Origin of the sequence: Pseudomonas cremoricolorata (genome assembly GCF_000759535.1) — a bacterium.
Classification (GTDB): Bacteria; Pseudomonadota; Gammaproteobacteria; order Pseudomonadales; family Pseudomonadaceae; genus Aquipseudomonas; species Aquipseudomonas cremoricolorata_A.
This window is the reverse complement of the sequence record NZ_CP009455.1, coordinates 860,357-879,101: the sequence shown is the minus strand read 5'-3', so window position 1 is coordinate 879,101 and position 18,745 is coordinate 860,357. Positions and strand designations below refer to the sequence as shown.

Below are 18,745 nucleotides of genomic sequence, written 5' to 3'. Positions count from 1 at the left end.
GGCTATGCGCTTTGCGGAGCACGCTGTGATCAAGCACAAGAAAGCCCAGTGGCCCTGGCACGCGCTGACCGCGCTGGTGCTGGTGGGACTGGCGATCAGCCTGTATTTGTCGACCTCGATGATGGCCTACGAGTGGCGCTGGAATCGGGTGCCGCAGTATTTCGCCTATCAGGCCGAGGAAACCCAACGCGCCATCGACTACGGCTCGGTGCAGGAGATCGTCGTCTCCGGCGGCACGGCCACGGTAACGTTGAGCAGCGAAAGCGGTGATGCGCAAACGCTCAAGGTCGATACCGACAGTCTGCAACTGAGCCGCGGCGATGACGTTGCAGAGGGCGATGCCATCGGTGTGACCCGGCATTGGGCCGCCGGGCCATTGGCCTGGGGGCTGTGGACCACGTTGTGGCTGTCGGTGGTGTCCGGTGCGGCGGGGCTGCTGATTGGCCTGGTCGCCGGATTGTGTCGCCTGTCGAGCAACCCGACCCTGCGCGACCTGTCCACGGTGTATGTCGAGCTGGTGCGCGGTACGCCGCTGCTGGTGCAGATCTTCATCTTCTACTTCTTCATCGGCACGGTGCTGAACCTTTCCCGTGAGTTCGCCGGGGTCGCGGCGCTGGCGCTGTTCACCGGGGCCTACGTGGCGGAGATCGTCCGCGCGGGTGTGCAGTCGATTGCCAAGGGGCAGAACGAGGCGGCGCGTTCGCTGGGCCTCAATGCCAGCCAGTCGATGCGCCATGTGATTCTGCCGCAGGCGTTCAAGCGCGTGCTGCCGCCCTTGGCCGGGCAGTTCATCAGCCTGGTCAAGGACACCTCGCTGGTGTCGGTAATCGCCATCACCGAGCTGACCAAGAGCGGTCGCGAAGCCATCACCACATCGTTCTCGACCTTCGAGATCTGGTTCTGCGTGGCCGGCCTGTACCTGCTGATCAACCTGCCGCTGTCGCACTTGGCCAGCCGGCTCGAGCGGAGGCTTGCGCAAAGTGATTGAAGTCCGTGACCTGCTGAAAGTGTTCGACACCCGCGGCCAGGTGGTGCGTGCGGTGGACAACGTCACCACCCAGGTGAGCAAAGGCGAAGTGGTGGTGGTGCTGGGGCCGTCGGGCTCGGGCAAATCGACCTTCCTGCGCTGCCTCAACGGCCTGGAGAACTTCGACGCCGGGCACGTCTCGATCAACGGCCTGGCGCTGGATGATCCGAAAACCGACATCAACGCCTACCGCCGCGAAGTCGGCATGGTGTTCCAGCACTTCAACCTGTTTCCGCACATGACCGTGCTGGAAAACCTGTGCCTGGCGCAGAAGGTCGTGCGCAAGCGCGGCAAGGCCGAGCGTGAAGCCAAGGCCCAGGCGCTGTTGAAGAAAGTCGGTATCAGCGAGAAAGCCAACGAATACCCGTCGCGGCTCTCGGGCGGTCAACAGCAACGGGTCGCCATCGCCCGCGCCCTGGCGATGGAACCGAAGGTGATGCTGTTCGATGAACCGACCTCGGCGCTCGACCCGGAAATGGTCGGCGAGGTGCTGGATGTGATGAAGACCCTGGCCCTCGAAGGCATGACCATGGTCTGCGTCACCCACGAAATGGGCTTTGCCCGCGAAGTGGCCGACCGCGTGCTGTTCTTCGACCACGGCAAGCTGCTCGAAGACGCAGCGCCCACCGCGTTCTTCAGCGCGCCGAACGACCCTCGGGCCCAAGCGTTCCTGCGTCAGGTGCTGTGACGGCTTAAGCACCACCGGGCTGCCCGCGCAGCCCGGTCGGTGGCTTACAGCCGGAAGCGTGCCACCAATCCCTGCAAGTGCGAGCCCAGGCGCGCCAGTTCTACACTTGAGCTGGCCGTCTGCTCGCTGGCCGCGGCGGTCTGGTCAGAGATGTCGCGCACGTTCATCACGCTGCGGTTGATCTCTTCGGCCACCGCGCTCTGCTGTTCTGCCGCGGTGGCGATCTGCTGGTTCATGGCCTGGATTGACGACACGGTGCGGGTGATGGTCTCCAGCGAGCCGCCGGCACGCCGGGTCAGCTCGACGCTGCTGTCGGTCAGATTGCGGCTGGCGTCCATCACTCCCGCCACGCGCTGCGTGCCATGCTGCAGGCTGGCGATCAGCTCTTCGATCTCTTCGGTGGACTGCTGGGTGCGCTGGGCCAGGCTGCGCACTTCATCGGCGACCACGGCAAAGCCTCGCCCGGCCTCGCCGGCGCGGGCCGCTTCGATGGCGGCGTTGAGCGCCAGCAGGTTGGTCTGCTGGGCGACAGACTTGATGACATCCAGCACGCTGCCGATTTTCTCGCTCTCGCTCTTGAGTTCGTTCATCGCTTCGCTGGAATTGAGCACTTCGCTGGCCAGACGCTCGATCTGCGCGATGGCTTCGCCGACCACCTGATCGCCTTGCCGCGCCTGCTGATCGGCCATCAGCGCCGCCTCGGATGCCTGCTCGGCGTTGCGTGCTACTTCCTGCACGGTGGCGGCCATTTCATTCATGGCGGTGGCCACCTGATCGGTCTCGACCTTCTGGCTGTTGACCCCGGCGCTGGTTTGCCCAGTCACCGCCGACAGTTCCTCGGCGGCGCTGGCGATCTGCGTGACGCCGTCGCCGATGCCACCGATCAACTGCCGCAAACCCTGGGTCATGTGCTGCATGCTGGCCTGCAACTGCCCAAGCTCATCGCGGCGATCGACCTGCAAGGTCTGGCTGAGGTCGCCATTGGCCACCCGCTCGGCCGCTTCGAGGGTCTGGCGCAGGGGCACGATGATCTGCCGGGTGATGGCCCAGGCGGCGACGATGCCCAGCAGTATCGCCACCAGGGTGGCGCTGGCCAGCATGATCTGCGCCTGGCGCGCGTCACGGTCGCGGGCTTCGGTCTGGGTGGTGGTGAGCACCTTGCTGTTCTCGAACATCACCTGGCCTTGCTCGGCCATGTGCTGCAAGGCGCTGTCACTGGTCGTTTGCGCAGCGGCGACCTGATTCACCGCATCGCGGTAGCCGTTCAACGCCTGGCGAGCCGCTTGCAGGGCGGTAGCGTATTCTGCCGGCAACTGCGCGGTGGCTGCGGTGAGTTCGCTGATCGCCTTGTCGATGGCCGCCAGCGCGGTCTGTTGCCGCTCGGCTTCACCGCTGTAGGTGTAGCCGCGCACTTCGAAACGCGCCCGTTGCAGCTCCTGACCGGCCATGACGGCGCTGGCGTACTGGCTGATGCTGCCGCTTTGCTGCAGGCGTTGTTCGAGGCTGGCGAGCAAATCGGCGGCCTGATCGGCGCTGTCGCCCAGGCGTTTGCGGCTGCTGTCACGCTGCTGCGCGGCGTCCTTGAGCTGGGTGAAGGCGAGTCGGTACTGGCGCACGGCTTCGTGCTGCTGCTCGACCCGTTGCAGATCGCCGGGCACCGCCAGCCGCTCAGCCACCGACTGCAACTGGCGCTCCAGTTCGTCGAGGGTCTTGTCCATCTGGGTGATGGCGTCTTCGTTGTTCTTGCGCTGGTATTGCTGGCGGGCGATGCGCAGGTCCTGGGTCAGCTGCAGAATCTGCGACAGATTGCCCAGCTTGTCACCGCGCTCGATTACGCTGGTCAGCCCGCTCCAGCCAGTGAGGGTGATGGCCAGCGTCAGCAGCAGGACCAGGCCGAAGCCCAGACCCAGCTTGAAATTGACGCTGATATTGCTGAGAAAATGACTGAAACCGCGGTTCATGGTCGGTACCTCCCTGGTGATGGCCGCCTGTCCTTGCTACTGACGAGGTCATCGGCGTTAGGGAGGTAAACTTTATGACCGGGTGCTGAACGGTCGTTCAGAAAATGCGTGAGAGCAACGCCGTCACAGCTGTTTCGACCCGTAGAATGCGATCACCCAGCTGCACTGGATTGAGTCCGGCTTTGCCCAGCAGCTCGACTTCATAGGGAATCCAGCCGCCTTCCGGGCCAATCGCCAAGGTCACCGCTTCGCTCACCCCACGTGGGCAGGCCGGGTAGGGACCGGGATGGCCGACCAGGCCGAGGGTGCCGGCGGCGATGCTCGGCAGGCGGTCTTCGACGAAGGGCTTGAAGCGTTTCTCGATGACTACCTCGGGCAGCACCGTGTCACGCGCCTGCTCAAGGCCCAGGATGAGGTTCTCGCGGATGCTCGCCGGCTGCAGGAAGGGCGTCTGCCAGAAGCTTTTTTCCACCTTGTAACTGTTGAGCAGGATCAGCCGCGGCACGCCAAGGGTGGCGACGGTCTGGAATAGCCGGCGGAGCATTTTTGGCCGAGGCACGGCCAGCACCAAGGTCAGCGGCAGCTTGGCCGGTGGCGCGTGTTCGAAACGCACCTGCAGCTCGGCCTCGCCTGCTTGCAGGCGCAACACGGTGGCGCTGCCCATCAGCCCGCCAATGCACCCCACGCGCAGGTTGTCACCGACTTCGGCGCGGTGAATCTCCTGCATGTGGGTCAGGCGCCGGTCGCTCAGCACTACGCGGTCGTGCGCAACGAAGTCGGCCTCTTCGAGCAACAACAGGTTCATGGTTGCGAGGCTGGCGGCGGGTTGGGCGCGTCGTCGGCGACTTCTTCGTCATGGCGGCGCTTGCGGATCAGGCTGCCGAACAGCACACCGACTTCGAACAGCAACCACATCGGCACCGCGAGCAGGGTCTGCGAGAAGATGTCCGGCGGGGTCAGCACCATGCCGACCACGAAGCAGCCGATGATCACATAGGGGCGGATCTTCTTCAGGTACTTCACATCGACGATACCGATCCACACCAGCAGCACCACGGCCACCGGAATCTCGAAGGCCACGCCGAAGGCGAAGAACAGCGTCATGACGAAATCGAGGTAATTGGCGATGTCGGTCATCATCGATACGCCTTCGGGTGTGGCGGCGGCGAAGAAGCCGAAGATCAGCGGGAACACCAGGAAGTAGGCGAAGGCCATGCCGGCGTAGAACAGCACGATGCTCGACACCAGCAGCGGAATGGCCACGCGTTTTTCATGGCGGTACAGCCCCGGTGCGATGAAACCCCAGACCTGCTGCAGAATGAACGGCATCGCCAGGAACAGCGAGACGATCATGGTCAGCTTGAACGGGGTGAGGAACGGCGAAGCGACGTCGGTGGCGATCATCGTCGCGTTGGCCGGCAGATGGTCGCGCAGCGGGGCCGAGACCAGGGTGTAGATCTGCTGGGCGAACGAGAACAGGCCAATGAAGATGGCGAAGATCACCGCGACGCAGCGAAGCAGGCGCGTGCGCAGTTCGGTCAGGTGCGACACCAGCGGCATGGGCTGGTCGTGGTCGGGAAGTTCGCTCATGGGGCTCGCGGCGGCTGTGGCGGTTCTGGGGTGGTCGCAGGGGTGGCGGCGCTGGGATCAGCCACTGCTACTGGCGGTTCGGCAGGCGCTGGGTGGGCATCGGCAGGCACCGCAGGTGGCGCATCGGCCGGCGCCGGCGCGGTGGATGCCTGGACCTTGGGATCGAGCAGGCGCCGGGCTTCTTCTTCCATCGAGAGGATGTGCTCGTTGTGCAGCTGCCGACGGATTTCGTCAGCGCCGATTTCCCGTTCCACTTCCATCTTGATGCTGTTGAAGCTGCGCTTGAGCCGGCCGACCCAGAGCCCTGCGGTGCGCGCAGCGCCCGGCAGGCGCTCGGGGCCGAGCACCAGCAGGGCCACCAGGCCCACCAGTAGAAGTTCGCCGAAGCTGATGCCGAACATGGGTCAGTCTTTCCGCTGCGGCTCTTGGACCGGCGTGGCCTGGCCCTCGAGGGTATGGCCCGGGGTGAGCGGTGCCTGCGGCTGGGCTGGGGGCACGGGCTGGGCGGTCTGTACCGGCTGCACGGGAGGGGCAGGCGGTGGTGTGGTCGGCTCGGCCGGCTTGGTTTCTTCGTCGCTCATGGCCTTGCGAAAGCCCTTGATCGATTCACCCAGATCGCTGCCGAGGTTCTTCAGTTTCTTGGTGCCGAATACCAGCACTACCACCACCAGGAGGACGATCCAGTGTTTCCAGTCAAAAATACCCATTGCGTACTCCAGAGACAGGCGTATCGATTGTTCAACGACTCACGGCACGCAGTGCGCGCCGTGCCATTCAGTGCGACCTGGCCGCCAGCGCTCAGGCCGACGGTTGCCGCGCGGCCTTTTCATCGTGGCCAGACAGGCCGAAACGCCGCTCCAGTTCGTCGAGCACCGCCTGCGGGTGTTGGCCCAGGGCGCTGAGCATCACCAGGCTGTGGAACCACAGGTCGGCGGTTTCGTAGATGACGTCGCTGCAGTCGTGGCTGAGCGCGGCGTCCTTGGCGGCGATGATGGTTTCCACCGATTCTTCGCCAAGCTTTTCCAGAATCTTGTTCAGGCCCTTGTGGTGCAGGCTGGCCACGTACGAGCTGTCGGGGGCAGCATGCTTGCGCGCTTCGAGCACTTCGGCCAGGCGGGTGAGGGTGTCGCTCATGTCAGTGTCCTGCGCTGTAGATGGCGTTCGGGTCTTTGATGACCGGGTCGACGGTACGCCACTGGCCCTCTTCATGCACCCGGTAGAAACAGCTGTGTCGGCCGGTGTGACAGGCGATGTCGCCGAGCTGCTCGACCATCAGGATGATCACGTCGGCGTCGCAGTCCAGGCGCATTTCATGCAGCTTCTGCACATGCCCGGATTCCTCGCCCTTGCGCCACAGCTTGCCACGGGAACGCGACCAGTAGATGGCACGCTGCTCGGCGGCAGTCAGCGCCAGGGCCTCACGGTTCATCCAGGCCATCATCAGCACGCGGCCCGTCTTGTGATCCTGGGCGATGGCCGGTACCAGGCCATCGCTGTTCCAGTTGATCTCATCCAGCCAGTCTTTCATGTTTCGCTCCAGAACCAGGCCCGCGTCAGTGCCGAACCAGGTGCGCTAGTGTGCCAGCCGTCGCCGGGTGTGGCTATCGACGCACGATCAGGTACAGCCCTGCGGCCAGCATCAGGTAAGCCGGCCACACGGCCGGCGCGGTCAGGCTGGCAGCGCCGGCGGCCAGCGTGGCGCCGCCACCGAGCAGGCCAGCCCCGAGCAGGCGCAGCGCCCAGTGGTCGTCCTGGCGCTGACGCGGCAGGCGTGGGTCGTCCAGGTGCGGCTGTGACAGGCGTTCGAGCAGGTCGCGGGTCATGTCGGCCAGGTGCGGCAGTTGCTCGACCTGGCTGTGAATGTTGCTCAGCACCGCCTTGGGGCTCATGCGCTCGCGCATCCAGCGCTCCAGGTAGGGCTTGGCGGTGCTCCACAGGTCGAGGTCCGGGTACAGCTGGCGTCCCAGGCCTTCGATGTTGAGCAGGGTCTTTTGCAGCAGCACCAGTTGCGGCTGCACTTCCATGTTGAAGCGCCGCGCGGTCTGGAACAGGCGCATCAGCACCTGGCCGAAGGAGATGTCCTTGAGCGGCTTCTCGAAAATGGGCTCGCACACGGTGCGGATCGCCGCTTCAAATTCGTTGACCTTGGTATGCGCCGGCACCCAGCCCGAATCGATGTGCAACTGCGCCACGCGGCGGTAGTCGCGCTTGAAGAAGGCGATCAGGTTGCGTGCGAGATAATCCTGGTCTTCGTCGGTGAGGCTACCGACGATACCGCAGTCGATGGCGATGTACTTCGGGCTCCACGGGTTGACCGTGCTGACGAAGATGTTGCCGGGGTGCATGTCGGCGTGGAAGAAGCTGTCACGGAACACCTGGGTGAAGAACACTTCCACGCCGCGTTCGGCGAGCAGCTTCATGTCGGTGCGCATGTCGGCCAGGGTCGCCATGTCGGTGACCGGCACGCCGTAGATGCGCTCCATCACCAGTACCTTGGGCCGGCAGTAGTCCCAGTACACTTGCGGCACGTACATCAGCTCCGAACCTTCGAAGTTGCGCCGCAACTGGCTGGAGTTGGCGGCCTCGCGGAGCAGGTCGAGTTCGTCGTAGATGGTCTTTTCGTAGTCGCCGACCACCTCGACCGGGTGCAGGCGCCGGGCATCGGCCGACAGCCGCTCGGCGGCCTTGGCGATCAGGAACAGCCAGGCCAGGTCCTGGGCGATGACCGGCTTCAAACCCGGTCGCACCACCTTGACCACCACTTCTTCACCGCTCTTGAGCTTGGCGGCATGCACCTGGGCCACCGAAGCCGAAGCCAGCGGCTCGACGTCGAAACGGCTGAACACTTCGCTGACCTTGGCCCCCAATTGCGCCTCGATCAGCTCGACCGCGCGTTTCGGGTCGAACGGTGGCACGCGATCCTGCAGCAGCATCAGTTCGTCGGCGACATCGGCTGGCAGCAGATCGCGGCGGGTCGACAACAGCTGGCCGAACTTGATGAAGATCGGCCCGAGGTCCTGCAGGGCCATGCGCAGGCGCGCCCCGCGTGAAGCTTCCTGGGCCTTGCGCGGCAGCCAGCGCCAGGGCATCAGCAGGCGCAGGCTCATCAGCCACCAGGGCAGCGGCATGGCGAACAGCAGGTCATCGAGACGGTAGCGGATCACCACTCGCTGAATACGGAACAGACGGCGGACGGCAAGCAGCTTCATGCGTTATCGCTGGCATCAAGGGACTGGGAAAGGCGACGAATGCGCGCCTCGAGACGTTCGATATCGACCTTCAGCGCATCGAGCTCGCTGAACGCCGCTTCAGCTTCACGCTTGCCCACCAGGGTGCGCGACTCTTCGGCCAGGTACTCGGACAGGTTCTGGCTGAAGCGCGCCAGGCCCTCGCGGGTCCAGCCTGCACGCTGGCGCAGGTGGCCGGCCAGCAGCGAGGTGGCGACCGGGCCGAGCCAGCGCGACAGCTCGTATTCCCAGTCAAGCTCCAGATTCTGCAGAACCCCGACCAGGTCGAGCAGGGCGGCGCTGTCGCCGTGCAACTGCACCTGGGGGGCATGCAGCACGGCGGTCTTGTCGCGGGCCAGGGCCAGGCGTGCCAGGTGGCTGGCCGGGGCGCGCAGAGTGCAGTGCACATCGCCTTCCCAGTGGCCAGCGAGCATCAGGCCGTCTTCGTCGGGCAGGATGTACACCCGCAGTGCCGGTTGCACGCAGTCGATGGCGATCACCTTGCCTTCCAGCGCGGCCAGGCGCGGCAAGGCCGTGCTGTCCATGCGCAGCACCCGGTTCAGGCCATGCTCGAGGCTGGCGAGCACCCCGGCCAGCAGCATCAGGGTTTGATCCCCCGGTGCACGGCGACGATGCCGCTGGTCATGTTGTGGTAGGTGACGCGGTCGAAACCGGCCTCGACCATCATGCTCTTGAGGGTTTCCTGGTCGGGGTGCATGCGGATCGACTCGGCCAGGTAGCGGTAGCTTTCCGAGTCGTTGGTGATCAGCTTGCCGGCCAGCGGCATGAAGGCGAACGAATAGGCATCGTAGGCCTTGGACATCAGCTTGTTGGTCGGCTTGGAGAACTCCAGCACCAGCAGACGCCCGCCGGGCTTGAGCACGCGCAGCATGGAGCTGATGGCGGCATCCTTGTGGGTGACGTTGCGCAGGCCGAAGGCGATGGTCACGCAGTCGAAGTGGTTGTCCGGGAAGGGCAGTTTTTCTGCGTCGGCCTGGACGAACTCGATATTGCCGGACACGCCGCGGTCGAGCAGACGGTCACGCCCGACCTTGAGCATCGATTCGTTGATGTCGGCCAGCACCACCTGGCCGGTCGGGCCGACCAGACGCGAGAACTTGGCCGCCAGATCGCCAGTGCCGCCGGCGATATCCAGCACGCGGTTGCCGCTGCGCACCCCGGACAGTTCGATGGTGAAGCGCTTCCACAGCCGGTGCATGCCACCGGACAGCACGTCGTTCATCAGGTCGTACTTGGCGGCGACGGAGTGGAAGACCTCGGCGACCTTCCTGGCCTTCTGGCTCTCTGGAACGTCGCTGTAGCCGAAATGGGTGGTGGGTTCGGCGTGGTCGCCTTTGCGCTGGTCGTTCATATCGCTTCACCGGGGAAAAATTATCGCCATTCTAGGGGCTGTTCCCGTTTCAGCACAAACCGCGTTACAGCGCCAAATCGTGCCAGCCGAGGCGAAGGACGCAGGAAAGGGTCATTCCCTTTTCAAGTCCTTCAACGCGGGGTGGCGCGATTTGGCGCGTAACCCGAAGGGCCGTGCCTGTTTTTTCGTATGAGGCGTTCAAGTCTTGAGCTCGAAACGACGAAAAAACAGGCCTCGGCGCGGTTGTGATGAAACGGGAACAGCCCCTGGAGTGAACCGGCGGATTTGTCTTGGCGGGGTGTGCCGTCTGGCAGGGGCGGGCATAATGCCCAGCATGTCTTATCGTCAGGATCGGTTGCATGACCCAGATCAGCGTTGAACGCAAACACAACCTCGGCCGTGAAGCGGCCCGCGCCAAGGCCCAGGCCCTGGTCGACAAGCTCAGCCAGAAGTACGACCTGGAAGCGAGCTGGGACGGTGACCGGGTCGACATCGCCCGCAGCGGTGCCAAGGGCAGCGTACACATCGGTGATGAACTGATCCGCGTCGAGCTCAAGCTGGGCATGATGCTGTCGATGATGAGCGGCACCATCGAGGGCGAGATCGAGCGTGCGCTGGACAAGGCACTGGCCTGACTGGCCAGCGCTTCAGGCGCCTGCCGGCCGAGGGTGGATTACCGCCGGCTGGCGCTCCTCGCGCAGAAACGCCATCACCCTCGGCGCCACCGTCTCGGCGCGGGTAATCAGAAACAGGTGCCCATCGTCGATGATCTGCAGCTCGGTATGGGGGATACGCCAGGCCAGCAGGCGCATGTTCAGCAGCGGAATCAGCGGATCATCGTCGCCTGCCAGCACCAGGGTCGGCTGGCGCAGCCGGTGCAACCAGTGCAGGCTGGTCCAGCCCAGCCCTGCGAACAACTGCCAGTAGTAGCCCACCTTGCTGCCCGAGCGCGCCTTGGCGGCGAACGCCAGCGCCTGTTCCGGGTGCTGGCGGAACGAACCACCGTACACCTGCGGCGCGACGCGCATCACGTAGTCGGGGTCGTTGTAGCGGCGGCGACTGGCCATCGCCCACAGCACCTTCGGCGTACCCGGCAGCATCGGCCCGCCCGCAGCGGTGGCGGCGAGGATCAGCTTGCGGCAGCGCGTGGGGAAGTCGTGGGCGAACTGCTGGGCCAGTGCGCCGCCCCACGACACGCCCAGTGCATGCACCTGCTCGTAGCCGAGGGCATCGAGCAGGCGTGCCACCAGCCTCGCCAGACCGCTGAACCGGTAGGGCGTGAGCGGCGTCGATGAGCCGCCCACTCCGGGCACATCGAAGGCGATCACTTCCACCTCAGGTTCCAGCGCCTCGATGAAGGGCAGCAGCAATTCCAGATTGGCGCCGATGCCGTTGCAGATCAACAGCGGCGTCAGGTGCCCCTGGCCGGGACGCACCAGGGTGTGGATCGACTGCTGACCCAACTGCAGGGTTTTCGACCGATAAGGCTGCGACATGGGCTCTCCCGGATGAGTGGATCAGTTGTCCTGGCACCAGCAGGTGCGGCGCTGCGTTGGCTCAACGTTGATGAACATAGCGGCCAGGTGCTGGCTCGCTAGCGGGGTGGTCCTGGCTGCCGAGCAACGTCGGCGCATGCTTCAGCGCGCCGGCCCGCTCGGCCAGCCAGCGTTGCCAGTGCAGCCACCAGGAGTCGGCGTGCATGCCAGCGTGCTCGCGCCAGTTCGCCGGGTCGTCATGCTGCTCGGTGCTGGTCTGGAAACGTGCCTTGGGATTGCCCGGCGGGTTGAGGATGCTCTGGATGTGGCCGCTGTTGGACAGCACGAACTGCACCTGCCCGCCGAACAGATGCGCCGAGCGGTAGCACGCAGGCCAAGGGGTGATGTGGTCGGCGCTGCCGGCGACGCTGTAGACATCGCAGCGCACCTGGCGCAGATCGACCGGCGTGCCGCACACCTCCAGCGCGCCGGGTCGGGTCAGCGGATTGTGCTGGAACAGGTCGATCAGGTCGCCATGCAGCGCAGCCGGCAGGCGCGTGGTGTCGTTGTTCCAGAACAGGATGTCGAAGGCTGGCGGCGCATTGCCGAGCAGGTAGTTGTTGACCCAGTAATTCCAGATCAGGTCGTTCGGGCGCATCCAGGCGAAGACCTTGGCAATGTCGCGGCCCTCCAGCACGCCGGCCTGATACGAATGGCGCTTGGCCGCCTGCAAGGTGTGGTCGTCGATGAACAGCGCCAGTTGATTGTCCAGGGTGGCGTCGAGCACGCTGACCAGCAAGGTCAGAGAGTGCACCTTGGGCTGCTGCAACGCGGCGTAGTGGCCGACCAGCGCCGCACAAGTGATGCCGCCCGAGCAGGCGCCGAGCATGTTGAGGTCTGCGCTGCCGGTAATCGCCAGCACCGCATCCACCGCCTGTTTGAGCGCCTCGAGGTAGGTCGACAGGCCCCATTGCCGTTGCGCCTTGGTAGGGTTGCGCCAACTGAGGGTGAAGGTTTGCTGCTGCGCTTGCAGGCAAAAGCGCAGCACGCTTTTCTTGGGGCAGAGATCGAACACGTAAAACTTGTTGATCTGCGGCGGCACCACCAGCAGTGGCCGACCGTGCACCTGCTCGGTCAGCGGGCGGTACTGGATCAGCTCCAGCACCTCGTTGCGAAACACCACTGCACCCTCGCTGGCGGCGACATCCTCGCCCACCGTGAAGGCGCTCGGGTCGACCTGGCGGGGCATGCCGCCGTTCTCGCTGAGGTCCCGAGCCAGGTTGGCCAGGCCGTCGAGCAGGCTTCTGCCGCCGGTCTCGAAGGCACGCTTGAGTGCTGCCGGGTTGGCCGGGCTGTTGCTCGGTGCCAGGGCTTGGGTCAGTTGCTCGATGAGAAACTGACCACGGCTGATGTCCTCAGCCGGCAGGTCGCTGCCAGCTATCCAGGCCTGCAGCTCGTTGCGCCAGGCCAGATAGGCCTGCAAGGAACGCTGGTACAGCGGGTTGTCGTGCCAGGTGAGGTCGGTGAAGCGACGGTCGTCGCTGTCCGGCTGCAAGGGCGAGCGGCCTGTGACCACCTCCTTGAGTGCCTGGCCGAGCTGCGCGGCATGCCTGAGGCTGTGTGAAGGTTGGCGCAGGGGCTGGCGCAATAGCGTGCGTACGGTGCTGAGGATGTCCTTGCCGGCGAGGCCGAGAATCGGCGTCATGCCTGACAGGGATCGTCCAGGCGGCGGTTGCTTGCGGTCACTCATCGACGACGCTCCGTTGTCTTGGGACGAGTAGCGGCGGCCATCCTGGCCGGCGCAGCGCCGGCGAGCAGCGCGGCGCCCAGGGTCAATCAACCAGTCAAGCAGATCGACCGCGGTTTGCCCGGACGCAGCGTCAGAGCATCAGCTTGACCACCGACTCCTGCGGGTCACGGCTCTTGCCGGCCAGGCGCAGCGCCTCCAGGTAGTCCTCCCACAACGCTTGCTGGCGCAGGCACAGTTGCTCGAGGTATTCCCAGGTGAACAGGCCGCTGTCGTGGCCGTCGTCGAAAATCAGTTTCAACGCATAGTGGCCGGCCGGCTCAAGGCCCGCGAGACCGACGTTGATCTTGCCGACCTGCAGAATCGGGTTGCCATGGCCTTGCACTTCGGCGGAAGGCGAATGCACGCGCAGAAACTCTGCCGGCAGATGGTAGACCTCACCGGGGGCGTAGGTCAGTGCCAGGGTTTTCGAGGCTTTGTGCAGGTTGATGGCGGTGGGCAGGCGGGGCATGGCGGGTGTCTCTTGAAGGCGGATGCGCCAAGCTTCGAGCTTCGCGCCCAGAGATTCAAGCGCGGCTGCGACCGGCCATGCGCCGGAAACGACGAGGGCCGCATTCGCGGCCCTCGTTGACAGTGCTGGCGTTACAGGATGTAGCGCGACAGGTCTTCGTTCTGCGCCAGCTCGCCGAGGTGACCGTTGACGTATTCGGCGTCGATGCGCACCGGTGCATCGGTGTGCGCGCTGGCCAGGTCACCGGCGTCGAACGACACCTCTTCGAGCAACCGCTCGAGCAGGGTGTGCAGGCGGCGGGCACCGATGTTTTCGGTCTTTTCGTTGACTTGATAGGCAATCTCGGCCAGACGCTTGATGCCTTCGTCGACGAACTCGATGTTGAGCCCTTCGGTCTTGAGCAACTCGCGGTACTGCTCGGTGAGCGAGGCGTGCGGCTCTTTGAGGATGCGCTCGAAGTCCTCGGGGGTGAGGGCCTTGAGTTCCACACGGATCGGCAGACGGCCTTGCAGCTCGGGCACCAGGTCGCTCGGCTTGCTCAGGTGGAAGGCGCCCGAAGCGATGAACAGGATGTGGTCGGTCTTGACCATGCCCAGCTTGGTGTTGACGGTGCAGCCTTCGATCAGCGGCAGCAGGTCGCGCTGCACGCCTTCGCGGGAGACATCGGCGCCGCCGACGTTGCCGCGCTTGGCGACCTTGTCGATTTCGTCGATGAACACGATGCCATGCTGCTCGACCGCTTCCAGGGCCTTGGCCTTGAGTTCTTCCTCGTTGACCAGGCGGCTCGCTTCTTCATCACGAACCATTTTCAGGGCTTCCTTGACCTTCAGCTTGCGCGACTTGCGCTTGCCCTTGCCCATGTTGGCGAACAGGCTTTGCAGCTGGTTGGTCATTTCTTCCATGCCCGGTGGCGCGGCGATTTCCACGCCTGCCGACTCGGCCACTTCGATCTCGATTTCCTTGTCGTCCAGCTCACCCTGGCGCAGGCGCTTGCGGAACAGCTGGCGGGTGTTGGAATCGCTGCTCGACGGCGCAGCCTCTTCGCTGAAGCTGCTGGGCCGGGCCTGGGGCAGCAGGGCGTCGAGGATGCGGTCTTCGGCGGCGTCTTCGGCGCGGTGGCGCACACGGACGATTTCCTGTTCACGCAGCATCTTCAGCGAGGCATCGGCCAGATCGCGGATGATCGACTCGACATCTCGGCCAACATAGCCGACTTCAGTGAACTTGGTCGCTTCGACCTTGATGAACGGCGCGTTGGCCAGCTTGGCCAGACGGCGGGCGATTTCGGTCTTGCCGACGCCGGTGGGGCCGATCATCAGGATGTTCTTCGGCGTCACTTCGGCGCGCAGCTCGGTTGGCAGTTGCATGCGCCGCCAGCGGTTGCGCAGGGCAATGGCGACGGCGCGCTTGGCGTCGTCCTGGCCGATGATGTGACGGTTGAGTTCGTGGACGATCTCGCGGGGGGTCATGGACATAACAATGGTGGTCCTGGAATACGGTGTTTCAGCGTGGAAAAGCCCAGCCGCCGGGGCTGGGCGCCAGAACAGCTGATCACTCGGCCAGGTCCTGCTCCTCGATGGTCAGGTTGTGGTTGGTGAACACGCAGATGTCACCGGCGATGTTCAGTGCGGTTTCGGCGATTTCCCGGGCCGACAGGTCGGTCTTGTTCAGCAGCGCGCGGGCAGCGGCCTGGGCGAAGGCGCCGCCCGAACCCATGGCGATCAGGCCATCCTCAGGTTCGACCACATCGCCGTTGCCGGTGATGATCAGCGAGGCGTCCTTGTTGGCGACCGCCAGCATGGCTTCCAGACGGCTCAGGGAGCGGTCGGTGCGCCACTCCTTGGCAAGCTCCACGGCAGCGCGCACCAGATGACCCTGGTGCTTTTCCAACTGCCCTTCGAAACGCTCGAACAAGGTGAAGGCATCAGCGGTAGCGCCCGCGAAGCCAGCAATGACCTGGCCGTGATACAGGCGACGGACCTTTTTCGCATTGCCTTTCATCACGGTGTTGCCGAGGGAAACCTGGCCGTCGCCCGCCATGACGACTTTGCCTTGGCGGCGGACTGAAACGATGGTAGTCAAGGGAACGTCTCCATGCAGCGAGGGCGAAAATGCCTGATGGAAACTGATATGGGGGTGGGGGCAAAGAATTCAAGCAGCGAGCGGCGAGCGGTAAGTGGCAAGCGGCAGGTGAGCCAGAGATGTGAGGGCTGACGCAGCATAGGCTTGGGCAGCCTCGGTGCTTGGCCCCTCAGGCGCACACGGCTTGAAAAACAAGTGGAGCAGACCTGAGCGCAGTCGAAGCGAGGGGCTGCATGACAGCCCCTCGGACTCCCATCACTCGCCGTGCCGAACCTGCCCATCGACCAGGGTGTAGCGCACTGCCCCCGGCAGGCAATGCCCGACGAACGGGCAGTTGGACCCGCGCGAGAACCACTGCTCGCCCGCCACAGTAGAGGCTTGCGGGTCGAGCAGTACCAGATCGGCGGCGGCGCCGACGTTCAGCGTGCCGGCTGGCAGGCGCAGGGCCTGGGCTGGGCCGCAGGTCAGGCGGGCGAGCAGGGTGGGCAGGTCGAGCAGACCGTCCTGTACCAGGGTCATGGCCAGCGGCAGCAACAGCTCGACGCTGCTGATGCCAGGCTCGGTGGCGCCGAACGGGGCCAGCTTGGCGTCGCGCTCGTGGGGCTGGTGATGGCTGGAGATGGCCTGGATCACGCCGGACTTCACCGCTTCACGCAAGCCGTCGCGGTCGGCCGCGGTGCGCAGCGGCGGCTGTACGTGGTAGAGGCTGGAGAAATCGCGCAGCGCTTCATCGGTAAGAATCAGCTGGTACAGCGCCACATCGGCGGTCACCGGCAGGCCACGGGCCTGGGCCTGAGCGATCAACTGGGCACCACGGGCGCTGGTGATCTGGCTGAAGTGGGCGCGCACGCCGGTTTGCTCGACCAGCAGCAGGTTGCGCGCCAGGGCCACGGTTTCGGCGGTTTCCGGAATGCCCGGCAGGCCGAGGAAACTGGCCATCGCGCCTTCGTGGGCGAGGCCGCCTTGGGCCAGGTCACGGTCCTGGGAATGAATCACCACGGTCAGGTCGAAGGTCGCTGCGTAGTCCAGGGCGCGGGCCAGGGTACGGTTGTTGGCGATTTCCTTCAGACCATTGCCGAACGCCACGCAGCCGGTGTCGCGCAGGGCGATCAGCTCAGCCAGTTGCTCGCCTTCCAGGCCACGGGTCAGCGCGCCGACCGGGTAGACCTTGGCGTTGCCGGCATCGCGGGCGCGGTCGAGGATCAGCTCGGCCACCGCCGAGGTGTCGAGCACCGGGCGCGTCTGCGGCGGGCAGCACAGGCTGGTCACGCCACCGGCAACGGCAGCGCGGGTTTCGCTGGCGATGGTGCCTTTGCGGCTGTAACCCGGCTCGCGCAGGGCGACGCTGAGGTCGACCAGGCCAGGCGCGGCCACCAGGCCGCTGGCCTCGATGCTGCGCTGGGCAGTGAAGCCGGCCGGCGCGGCGCCGATGGCGACGAGCCGGCCCTGTTCGATGTGCAGGTCGCTGACCTGGTCCAAACCACTGTGCGGATCGATGACCCGGGCGCCGAGAATACTGATGCTCACAGGGCGTTCTCCTGGTCGAGTTGACGTTGCGTATTCTGCCCGCTCATGGCCATGGACAGCACCGCCATGCGCACGGCGATGCCGTAGGTGACCTGGTTGAGAATCACCGAGTGACTGCCGTCGGCCACCGCCGACTCGATTTCCACGCCACGGTTGATCGGGCCGGGGTGCATGACGATGGCATCGGGCTTGGCGCCGGCCAGACGCGCCGTGGTCAGACCGAACAGGCGGTAGAACTCGCCCTCGCTGGGCAGCAGGCCACCGGCCATGCGTTCGCGCTGCAGGCGCAGCATGATCACCACATCGACGTCCTTCAGGCCTTCGCTAAGGTCGGTGTAGACCTTCACGCCATACTGTTCGATGCCCACGGGAATCAGGGTTTTCGGGCCGATCACGCGGATGTCCGGGCAGCCCAGGGCCTTGAGCGCGAGCATGTCGGAGCGCGCCACGCGCGAGTGCAGGATGTCGCCGACGATGGCCACCGAGAGGTTCTCGAAGCTGCCTTTGTGGCGGCGGATGGTGAGCATGTCGAGCATGCCCTGGGTCGGGTGGGCGTGGCGGCCGTCACCGCCGTTGATCACCGCCACCTCCGGGCACACGTGCTCGGCGATGAAGTGCGCGGCGCCCGAGTCGGAGTGGCGCACGACGAACATGTCGGCGGCCATCGCTTCGAGGTTGCGCAAGGTGTCGAACAGCGTCTCGCCCTTGCTGGTCGATGAGGTCGACACATTCAGGCTGATGACATCGGCCGACAGCCGCTGGGCGGCCAGTTCGAAGGTGGTGCGGGTGCGCGTGGAGTTCTCGAAGAACACGTTGCACACGGTCTTGCCGCGCAGCAGCGGGACTTTTTTCACCGCGCGGGCACCGACCTCGAGGAACGAGTCGGCGGTGTCGAGGATTTCCGTCAGCAGCTCGCGGGGCAGGCCGTCCAGCGAGAGGAAATGGCGCAGTTGGCCCTGGTCGTTGAGCTGCAGCGGGCGCTTGGCGTCGAGTGGCGTCATCGGTGGGGCTCTTAGTGGGCGGAGGCGGTGGTCAGGTCCTGGCGCTCGAGGGCGAGCGGGGCGGGGCCGGTCAGTTTGATACGTTGCTCGGCGGCCAGCGGCAGGCTGGCGCCGACCACGTCGGGGCGAATCGGCAGTTCACCGGCGTCCAGGTCGAGCAGGCAAACCAGGGTCACGCTGGCCGGGCGGCCGTAGTCGAACAGCTCGTTGAGCGCCGCACGGATGGTGCGTCCGCTCATCAGCACGTCGTCGACCAGCACCAGGTGCTGGCCTTCGATCTCGAAGGGCAATTCCGATGGGCGCACCTGCGGGTGCAGGCCGTTCTGGCTGAAGTCGTCGCGATAGAACGACACATCCAAGGTGCCCAGCGGGCTGTCGTCGTGCAGGGCGTCCTGCAGGGCCTGCGCGACCCACACACCGCCGGTGCGGATGCCGATGAAACGCGGCGACTCGATCTGGCGACGGGCCAGATGGGCGCGAAGGTCGACGGCCATCTGCCGGATAAGGGCGGAGGGATCGGGTAGGATCATTGCATGC

The 18,745-nt window shown here is 65.1% G+C and carries 21 protein-coding genes and 1 pseudogene; 3 read left to right on the top strand and 19 right to left on the bottom strand.

The genetic code is table 11. The annotated features are described in order from the left end of the window. Positions 1 to 25 precede the first annotated feature (25 nt). Both LK03_RS03740 and LK03_RS03735 read left to right on the top strand, forming a co-directional pair. Complete coding sequence (locus LK03_RS03740; RefSeq protein ID WP_038414595.1) at positions 26 to 988, top strand: amino acid ABC transporter permease; 963 nt, start codon at positions 26 to 28, stop codon at positions 986 to 988. Next, positions 981 to 1,715 (top strand): amino acid ABC transporter ATP-binding protein, encoded by a 735-nt coding sequence (locus LK03_RS03735; RefSeq protein ID WP_038414594.1) that lies wholly within the window; start codon positions 981 to 983, stop codon positions 1,713 to 1,715. The genes LK03_RS03740 and LK03_RS03735 overlap by 8 nt, the downstream gene beginning before the upstream one ends. 44 nt (positions 1,716 to 1,759) lie before the next feature. Here the strand turns inward: LK03_RS03735 and LK03_RS22780 are convergent, their stop codons facing one another. The 11 genes and pseudogenes from LK03_RS22780 to ubiE all read right to left on the bottom strand — a co-directional run bounded on the left by LK03_RS22780 (position 1,760) and on the right by ubiE (position 9,865). Next, positions 1,760 to 2,473 carry a methyl-accepting chemotaxis protein gene (locus tag LK03_RS22780; protein ID WP_430962069.1) on the bottom strand — a complete coding sequence of 238 codons (714 nt, stop codon included), beginning with the start codon at positions 2,471 to 2,473 and terminating at the stop codon, positions 1,760 to 1,762. A 141-nt stretch (positions 2,474 to 2,614) separates the two neighbouring features. Continuing rightward, positions 2,615 to 3,676 (bottom strand): annotated as a pseudogene (locus LK03_RS22775) (methyl-accepting chemotaxis protein); the annotation flags it as partial. Between the two features lie 97 nt (positions 3,677 to 3,773). Continuing rightward, the gene (locus LK03_RS03725; RefSeq protein ID WP_038411130.1) at positions 3,774 to 4,481 is read right to left on the bottom strand and encodes a 16S rRNA (uracil(1498)-N(3))-methyltransferase; all 708 of its coding nucleotides are present in this window, start codon (positions 4,479 to 4,481) and stop codon (positions 3,774 to 3,776) included. Next, complete coding sequence (gene tatC, locus LK03_RS03720) at positions 4,478 to 5,266, bottom strand: twin-arginine translocase subunit TatC (protein ID WP_038411129.1); 789 nt, start codon at positions 5,264 to 5,266, stop codon at positions 4,478 to 4,480. The genes LK03_RS03725 and tatC overlap by 4 nt, the downstream gene beginning before the upstream one ends. Next, entirely contained in the window at positions 5,263 to 5,667 is a 405-nt protein-coding gene (gene tatB / locus LK03_RS03715; RefSeq protein ID WP_038411128.1) for a Sec-independent protein translocase protein TatB, read from the bottom strand. The genes tatC and tatB overlap by 4 nt, the downstream gene beginning before the upstream one ends. A 3-nt stretch (positions 5,668 to 5,670) precedes the next feature. After that, positions 5,671 to 5,973, bottom strand: a complete 303-nt coding sequence (locus LK03_RS03710) for a twin-arginine translocase TatA/TatE family subunit (protein WP_038411127.1) — start codon at positions 5,971 to 5,973, stop codon at positions 5,671 to 5,673. Positions 5,974 to 6,064: 91 nt separating this feature from the next. Beyond that, a complete protein-coding gene (locus LK03_RS03705) occupies positions 6,065 to 6,400 on the bottom strand; it encodes a phosphoribosyl-ATP diphosphatase (RefSeq protein ID WP_028693523.1) in 336 nt (111 codons plus the stop codon). Position 6,401: 1 nt separating this feature from the next. Further along, positions 6,402 to 6,794, bottom strand: a complete 393-nt coding sequence (hisI, locus tag LK03_RS03700) for a phosphoribosyl-AMP cyclohydrolase (protein WP_038411126.1) — start codon at positions 6,792 to 6,794, stop codon at positions 6,402 to 6,404. A gap of 73 nt (positions 6,795 to 6,867) precedes the next feature. Then, on the bottom strand, positions 6,868 to 8,475 hold the full coding sequence (gene ubiB / locus LK03_RS03695; RefSeq protein ID WP_038411125.1) for a ubiquinone biosynthesis regulatory protein kinase UbiB: 1,608 nt from the start codon (positions 8,473 to 8,475) through the stop codon (positions 6,868 to 6,870). Beyond that, positions 8,472 to 9,095, bottom strand: a complete 624-nt coding sequence (locus LK03_RS03690) for a ubiquinone biosynthesis accessory factor UbiJ (protein WP_038411124.1) — start codon at positions 9,093 to 9,095, stop codon at positions 8,472 to 8,474. The genes ubiB and LK03_RS03690 overlap by 4 nt, the downstream gene beginning before the upstream one ends. Beyond that, complete coding sequence (gene ubiE, locus LK03_RS03685; RefSeq protein ID WP_038411123.1) at positions 9,095 to 9,865, bottom strand: bifunctional demethylmenaquinone methyltransferase/2-methoxy-6-polyprenyl-1,4-benzoquinol methylase UbiE; 771 nt, start codon at positions 9,863 to 9,865, stop codon at positions 9,095 to 9,097. The genes LK03_RS03690 and ubiE overlap by 1 nt, the downstream gene beginning before the upstream one ends. Positions 9,866 to 10,224: 359 nt before the next feature. On the opposite strand from ubiE, the gene LK03_RS03680 reads away from it, so the two are divergent. Further along, complete coding sequence (locus tag LK03_RS03680; RefSeq protein WP_038411122.1) at positions 10,225 to 10,500, top strand: polyhydroxyalkanoic acid system family protein; 276 nt, start codon at positions 10,225 to 10,227, stop codon at positions 10,498 to 10,500. A gap of 12 nt (positions 10,501 to 10,512) precedes the next feature. Here the strand turns inward: LK03_RS03680 and phaZ are convergent, their stop codons facing one another. The 8 genes from phaZ to pyrR form a co-directional block, all read right to left on the bottom strand. After that, positions 10,513 to 11,361 (bottom strand): poly(3-hydroxyalkanoate) depolymerase, encoded by an 849-nt coding sequence (gene phaZ / locus LK03_RS03675; RefSeq protein WP_038411121.1) that lies wholly within the window; start codon positions 11,359 to 11,361, stop codon positions 10,513 to 10,515. Positions 11,362 to 11,422: 61 nt separating this feature from the next. After that, on the bottom strand, positions 11,423 to 13,090 hold the full coding sequence (gene phaC / locus LK03_RS03670; RefSeq protein WP_038411120.1) for a class II poly(R)-hydroxyalkanoic acid synthase: 1,668 nt from the start codon (positions 13,088 to 13,090) through the stop codon (positions 11,423 to 11,425). A 130-nt stretch (positions 13,091 to 13,220) separates the two neighbouring features. Next, positions 13,221 to 13,598 (bottom strand): gamma-butyrobetaine hydroxylase-like domain-containing protein, encoded by a 378-nt coding sequence (locus LK03_RS03665; RefSeq protein ID WP_038411119.1) that lies wholly within the window; start codon positions 13,596 to 13,598, stop codon positions 13,221 to 13,223. 131 nt (positions 13,599 to 13,729) lie between these two features. After that, the gene (gene hslU, locus LK03_RS03660) at positions 13,730 to 15,073 is read right to left on the bottom strand and encodes an ATP-dependent protease ATPase subunit HslU (RefSeq protein ID WP_038411118.1); all 1,344 of its coding nucleotides are present in this window, start codon (positions 15,071 to 15,073) and stop codon (positions 13,730 to 13,732) included. A 76-nt stretch (positions 15,074 to 15,149) separates the two neighbouring features. Further along, positions 15,150 to 15,680, bottom strand: coding sequence for an ATP-dependent protease subunit HslV (gene hslV, locus LK03_RS03655; protein ID WP_038411117.1), 531 nt, complete (start codon positions 15,678 to 15,680; stop codon positions 15,150 to 15,152). A 255-nt stretch (positions 15,681 to 15,935) separates the two neighbouring features. After that, positions 15,936 to 17,207: a dihydroorotase gene (locus LK03_RS03650; protein ID WP_038411116.1), complete on the bottom strand. Its 1,272-nt coding sequence runs from the start codon at positions 17,205 to 17,207 to the stop codon at positions 15,936 to 15,938. Continuing rightward, on the bottom strand, positions 17,204 to 18,208 hold the full coding sequence (locus LK03_RS03645) for an aspartate carbamoyltransferase catalytic subunit (protein ID WP_028693535.1): 1,005 nt from the start codon (positions 18,206 to 18,208) through the stop codon (positions 17,204 to 17,206). The genes LK03_RS03650 and LK03_RS03645 overlap by 4 nt, the downstream gene beginning before the upstream one ends. Before the next feature lie 11 nt (positions 18,209 to 18,219). Continuing rightward, positions 18,220 to 18,738: a bifunctional pyr operon transcriptional regulator/uracil phosphoribosyltransferase PyrR gene (gene pyrR, locus LK03_RS03640; RefSeq protein ID WP_038411115.1), complete on the bottom strand. Its 519-nt coding sequence runs from the start codon at positions 18,736 to 18,738 to the stop codon at positions 18,220 to 18,222. Positions 18,739 to 18,745 lie beyond the last annotated feature (7 nt).